This is a genomic window from Huaxiibacter chinensis (assembly GCF_022171985.1).
Taxonomy (GTDB): domain Bacteria; phylum Pseudomonadota; class Gammaproteobacteria; order Enterobacterales; family Enterobacteriaceae; genus Enterobacter; species Enterobacter chinensis_A.
Genome location: NZ_JAJVHF010000031.1, coordinates 1 through 5,610, shown reverse-complemented (window position 1 = coordinate 5,610; position 5,610 = coordinate 1). Strand labels below are relative to the sequence as shown.

Genomic DNA, 5,610 nt, shown 5'->3' with positions numbered 1-5,610 from the left:
CTGGGCGAAATGCGCCTGGTAAGCAGAGTTTTTGAAATGTAAGGCCTTTGAATAAGACAAAAGGCTGCCTCATCGCTAACTTTGCAACAGTGCCGAAGCAGATTATGCGTTCTCATAATGCGATACACCCGCTTTGCATTAACCACAGGCAGGCCGTCCCGCTCCGACTCCCGTCGCAGCAGCGCCCACACACGGCGATAACCATACGTCGGCAGGTCAGCCACCGCCATGTTTATCCGGGACAATACGGTGGTATCGTCAGAACGGGGCTGCCGTCTGCGATCCTGTCAGTCAGATGGCCGGTGAACCCGAATGCTCAACTGCGCACGCGACACGCCAAGACTTCTGCAAACGTCGCTTATTCGTCGTTCCCAGGCAACGAGGGCGCATGCGCAATCCATTTTTTTGCCCGGCCGAACTCCACGGCCTCTTTGAGTATCTCGGCTTCCATCGTCTTTTTGCCCAGAAGGCGCTGGAGTTCGCGAATTTGCTTATTGGCGGCAGCGAGTTCGGAGGCCGGCACCACTTCCTCGCCCGATGCAACAGCCGTCAGTGAACCGTCTTAATATTGCTTGCGCCATTTGAATATCTGGTTTGCATTGATGCCATGCAGGCGCGCGACATGAGACACGGTCATACCGGGCTCCATAGTCTGCTGAATAATGGCAATTTTTTCCTGCGGTGTACGACGCCGACGCCGCTCAGGTCCTGATAACACTCCAACCATCTTATCGTTCTGACTGGTATTAAACATAGTTCCAAGACTACCTCTTATTTTAAGAGAGTCGAAGTGTCTGGTGATCTATGGGGCCAGTCTAGCCCTCTTCCAAGTGTAGGGAGATATAGTCAAAGTTTGCTTCTCCGCCGATGAGTCCGCCCTGCGTCGGATAGTCCGATTTTTTACCGGCGAAGCACGGCTCTCCTAACCCTATCTAAAGCGAATAACTTTTTTCAACAGGGCCGCGTGCCAATGCAAGAGCGATAGGCGCTCTACGCGCCAATTTGACCACTTAAAACAGGTAAATTGAGGGGTTGTAATGTGTTGATGTAACAGGCTTTTATTTTAATGTCTTGGCATATGTATAATGGTAGTCTAGCCCTCCTTTCAACAAGGAGTACTCATGGAAACCTACAATCATACATATCGGCACCACAACTTTTCACATAAAGACTTAAGTGATCTCACCTTCACCGCTTGCACATTCATTCGCAGCGACTTTCGACGTGCTAACTTGCGTGATACGACATTCGTCAACTGCAAGTTCATTGAACAGGGTGATATCGAAGGCTGCCACTTTGATGTCGCAGATCTTCGTGATGCAAGTTTCCAACAATGCCAACTTGCGATGGCAAACTTCAGTAATGCCAATTGCTACGGTATAGAGTTCCGTGCGTGTGATTTAAAAGGTGCCAACTTTTCCCGAACAAACTTTGCCCATCAAGTGAGTAATCGTATGTACTTTTGCTCAGCATTTATTTCTGGATGTAATCTTTCCTATGCCAATATGGAGAGGGTTTGTTTAGAAAAATGTGAGTTGTTTGAAAATCGCTGGATAGGAACGAACCTAGCGGGTGCATCACTGAAAGAGTCAGACTTAAGTCGAGGTGTTTTTTCCGAAGATGTCTGGGGGCAATTTAGCCTACAGGGTGCCAATTTATGCCACGCCGAACTCGACGGTTTAGATCCCCGCAAAGTCGATACATCAGGTATCAAAATTGCAGCCTGGCAGCAAGAACTGATTCTCGAAGCACTGGGTATTGTTGTTTATCCTGACTAATTGCTTTGATGTGTGATTTTAAACGCTCAAATTTATAAAACGAATAATATTGTCAACCTTGCAATAATAGACATAGGGACAACCATGTATAAATTTTTACCCTCAGGCGTCTTCACAATAGAGCCATATAGCAGTGGGTCACTTAGTGGGCTTAATTTTTCCATTAAAGATAATATTAATATTGCTCAGTATAAAACATCATATGGTAGCCCATCTTGGCAAGTAAACATAAGGCTGCCATTTATAAGGCACTGTTGCAAAAATGTGGAGGTGATAGGGGTACTACGCCGGAACCCCAGATTTTTCCGTCCGTTCAAATTATCCACGGTTGAACAGCTTGATCCCGTCCGCCCGCAGTTGACCAACAGGGGAAATATGCCTGTACAAAGTTTGCCGGGTTATCCCAAGTTCCTGGCATAGCGTACTGACCTTTGTTTCTGATTGTCCCATTGATGCCATTGCCAGTCGCAGTTTGACTGGCGTCATTTTATAAGGTCGGCCGCCGTTCCGCCCACGGGCTCTTGCTGATGCCAGACCTGCAGTCGTTCTTTCAGCAATCAGTTCGCGCTCAAACTCCGCCAGTGCGGCAAAGATACCGAAGACAAGCTTGCCAGCGGCCGTTGTTGTGTCGATAGTCGCCCCGTGACCGGTCAGCACTTTCAGACCGGTCCCCCTCGCGGTCAGGTCGTGCACTGTATTAATGAGATGACGAAGATCACGACCGAGGCGGTCCAGCTTCCATACGACCAGCGTGTCTCCGGGTCGTAGTGCTTTCAGACAGGCTGTAAGTCCAGGACGCTCTTCTCGTTTGCCCGATGCCCGGTCCTCATAAAAATGTGCGGCATCAACACCTGCGGCGATCAGTGCATCACGTTGTAAATCATTCGTCTGCGAACCATCCGCTTTTGACATCCGAATATATCCGATGAACATATTTCCTCTGTCACATATACGTTCGATTATGTGACATTCTGATTTGGGTACCATAATCTGTCAACGGTAGTCACATTACCCGTAATTTAAATTATGACACGTAAAGGTTCTATGTTAATGATAATGTGACAAGCGCGTTTAAATAGGCATAAGGATCAGAGATGCCTACTAAAAATAAGCTCCTCAGTATTCTTTCGGACGCCGAGCAGGAAGCGCTCTATGGTCTACCTGATTTCGATGATGCACAGCGGCTGGAGTTTCTGGCGCTGAATGAATATGAACTGGCGCTGGCCTGCAGTCGCCGGGGGCTTCACGCTCAAATTTATTGCATCATCCAGATCGGAGAGCATGAAAAACCTCGGGGCAGCCATCGAATGATGCCATCTACAGGGGTTAAAATAACCACCATCATTTCATAACAATACCTGCTGACTATGAAGATCTACGTCATCAAAATAGCAGTTCATGGAGTCAGTCCGATGGTCTGGCGTCGGCTGAGAATTGCTGCCGACACGTCACTGGCCGCGCTTCACTTCATTTTCCAGATAGTGCAGGGCTGGGGGGACGACCATCTCCATCAATTTCACATTTATGGCAAAGATTACGGTATCTCCTACGAAGGAGGCATCGGTTTTGTCGATAATCCGTTCCGGGTCGTGATTGATGATTTTGCTTTTGATGCTGGCGATCGCTTTACCTATGAATACAATTTCTTTGAGCACTGGCTTCATGACATTCGTGTTGAGGCCATTTATGAAAACTCTACGCTGAAAGCGCCGTTTTGTATAAGCGGCCATGGTATGCCCGGAGCCACAGCTGCGGATGAGTTCGATAAAACCCTGGCGTTTCTTGAAGCTATCGTTAATGCGGATGATGAAACAACGGTCGGCGAGATCCGCCCTTTTGCTGACGACCTGGATGCTGTCAGGTTCAACCGCCACAAAATCAACCGGCAACTGAGCAGGCTCGACCTTGCATCTCCGGTACTGGAGCCTGAAGTTATCTGGCTGGGCCGTCGTCGCTGACTGATGTCTATAAAGGTATACGTTTTCAGCATGCCTCTCAGATCCCCGAAAAAATGTCTATAAACCTCCCTAAATCAGTGTTTATGGATTATTCTTTAAATCTCTATGATGTTTAAAGACCTTCCGGAGGTTTTGCGTGCAATATGCCTACATCAGGGTAAGCTCGGCCGATCAGAATACGGCCCGTCAGGAAGAGGCATTGTCAAAGGCGGGTTTTCAGCCTGATAAAATTTGTGTTGAGCATGCCAGCGCGAAGGACACAAACCGCCCGGGGTTACAGGAACTCCTGGGGCAATTACGCCCTGGTGATACGCTTCTGGTTCATTCCATCGATCGCCTTTGCCGGAATATGTCGGATATGTGCGCTGTCACCACCCGGCTTCGTGACCAGGGCGTTACCCTTATTTTTCTGAAAGAGCAGCTGACGTTCAGCGCCGGCACAAACAATCCGATGCAGGAACTGCAGCTGCACATGATGTCGGCATTCAGCCAGTTTGAACGAGCCTTACTGAAGGAAAGGCAGGCCGACGGCATCGCCGCGAAAAAAGCACGGGGTGAAAAAACAGGGCGCCCCGGCGCCGATATCAAAAAGATCCAGGAAATTGACGCACTCAGAAGCAGAGGGGTCAGGCTCAGGATCGCCTGCGACCATGCGGGCCTTGGCGTTTCCACATATTATAAGCTTCGTCACCAGATGAACAACCAGTAGCCGGGAGATAGTCATCCACCACAGCAGGAGGCAATGATGCAACTGACGCTCCAGATAGTCATCACCGATGAATCAGGCTCCAGTCGAACGGAGGAACTGATGACAATCCAGAAATCAGGGGAGACCCGGAACGACATCGGATTATCGGTGTCAGAATCCAAGCTGTTGCTGAATACGGTCCAGCAGTCGGTGGTCCAGCTGCAGGCAGACGAATATACTCAACACCATATCCGGTGCCCTCACTGCCTTGCTGCGCGCAGAATCAAAGGCAAACAGAAAATACGGTACCGGACGCTGTTTGGCGTTATTCCGGTATCCGGGCTTCGGGTGTACCGGTGCCGTTGTGAAGAGAGTGATACAAAGACAGTCAGTTTGCTCAGCGACTGGGCCGGCGATTATTCTCACCCGGCACTGAAATATATTGAAACCCGCTGGGCCTCGATGATCTCCTATGAAATGACGACTCGTCTGCTGAAAGATATTCTGCCGGTGGGCCACAGCCTGAATGCCTCAACGGTGAGGAATCATTTATGCCAGGTGGCGCAGCGTCTTGACGCTGAGGCTGAAGCTCATTCAGGTTTTCTTTCCGGCTGCCCCCGCGACTGGGGGAACCTGCCCAGGCCAGGAAAACCGCTTGTGGTGGGTATAGATGGTGGTTATGTTCGCGATCGGGATGACAAAAAGCGTAATTTTGAAATTATTGCCGGGAAGTCTTTTTCCGTTGGTGCGCCTGCTGACACCCGCCGCTTCGGTTTTGTTCAGAAGGATGACTGTCATCCGGAACGCAGGCTCATGACCCACCTTTCAGCGCAGGGAATGCAGGCCAACCAGCAGATATTTTTTCTGTCCGACGGCGCGGATAATCTCAGGGACCTCCAGTTCGGTATGTACCCTGAGTCAACGCATGTGCTGGACTGGTTTCATATCACCATGAGGCTGACGGTGCTCATGCAATATGCCCGGGGACTGCTGGTATCAGATCCAGAGGCGGGGAGTAAAGTTCTGGCACTGCTGGAAAGCATTAAACGATATCTCTGGCATGGCAATGTTGTCGCTGCGCTGGAACATATTGGGGTCGTCTCAGAATTCGGAAAATAAAGCACGCTAAGGCGTAGTCACCCCGTGACTCCCCCGCGCCGATGCAGCGAGCTTCGTTCCGTCTTGC

At 49.8% G+C, this 5,610-nt stretch carries 4 protein-coding genes and 3 pseudogenes; 5 read left to right on the top strand and 2 right to left on the bottom strand.

From position 1 onward, the window contains the following. Positions 1–95: 95 nt before the first annotated feature. A pseudogene (locus LZP96_RS23550) lies at positions 96–727 on the bottom strand (transposase); the annotation flags it as partial. Positions 728–1,121: 394 nt separating this feature from the next. On the opposite strand from LZP96_RS23550, the gene LZP96_RS23545 reads away from it, so the two are divergent. Next, positions 1,122–1,778: a quinolone resistance pentapeptide repeat protein QnrS1 gene (locus LZP96_RS23545; RefSeq protein WP_001516695.1), complete on the top strand. Its 657-nt coding sequence runs from the start codon at positions 1,122–1,124 to the stop codon at positions 1,776–1,778. 318 nt (positions 1,779–2,096) lie between these two features. Here the strand turns inward: LZP96_RS23545 and LZP96_RS23540 are convergent, their stop codons facing one another. Beyond that, positions 2,097–2,711, bottom strand: a complete 615-nt coding sequence (locus tag LZP96_RS23540; protein WP_014839983.1) for a recombinase family protein — start codon at positions 2,709–2,711, stop codon at positions 2,097–2,099. A 161-nt stretch (positions 2,712–2,872) separates the two neighbouring features. Between LZP96_RS23540 and LZP96_RS23535 the strand changes: the two are divergent. The 4 genes and pseudogenes from LZP96_RS23535 to LZP96_RS23520 all read left to right on the top strand — a co-directional run. Next, a pseudogene (locus tag LZP96_RS23535) lies at positions 2,873–3,055 on the top strand (DUF4158 domain-containing protein); the annotation flags it as partial. Between the two features lie 90 nt (positions 3,056–3,145). Further along, positions 3,146–3,736: a plasmid pRiA4b ORF-3 family protein gene (locus LZP96_RS23530; protein ID WP_012477564.1), complete on the top strand. Its 591-nt coding sequence runs from the start codon at positions 3,146–3,148 to the stop codon at positions 3,734–3,736. A gap of 136 nt (positions 3,737–3,872) precedes the next feature. Next, a complete protein-coding gene (locus LZP96_RS23525) occupies positions 3,873–4,445 on the top strand; it encodes a recombinase family protein (RefSeq protein ID WP_001493762.1) in 573 nt (190 codons plus the stop codon). Between the two features lie 36 nt (positions 4,446–4,481). Continuing rightward, positions 4,482–5,516: pseudogene (locus tag LZP96_RS23520) on the top strand (ISKra4-like element ISKpn19 family transposase); the annotation flags it as partial. Positions 5,517–5,610 lie beyond the last annotated feature (94 nt).

What these genes read in the sequence shown, in the direction of transcription:
- LZP96_RS23545 (WP_001516695.1), top strand. Translation starts at nt 1,122, where the DNA reads ATGGAAACCTACAATCATACATATCGGCACCACAACTTTTCACATAAA.
- LZP96_RS23530 (WP_012477564.1), top strand. Translation starts at nt 3,146, where the DNA reads ATGAAGATCTACGTCATCAAAATAGCAGTTCATGGAGTCAGTCCGATG.
- LZP96_RS23540 (WP_014839983.1), bottom strand. Translation starts at nt 2,711, where the DNA reads ATGTTCATCGGATATATTCGGATGTCAAAAGCGGATGGTTCGCAGACG.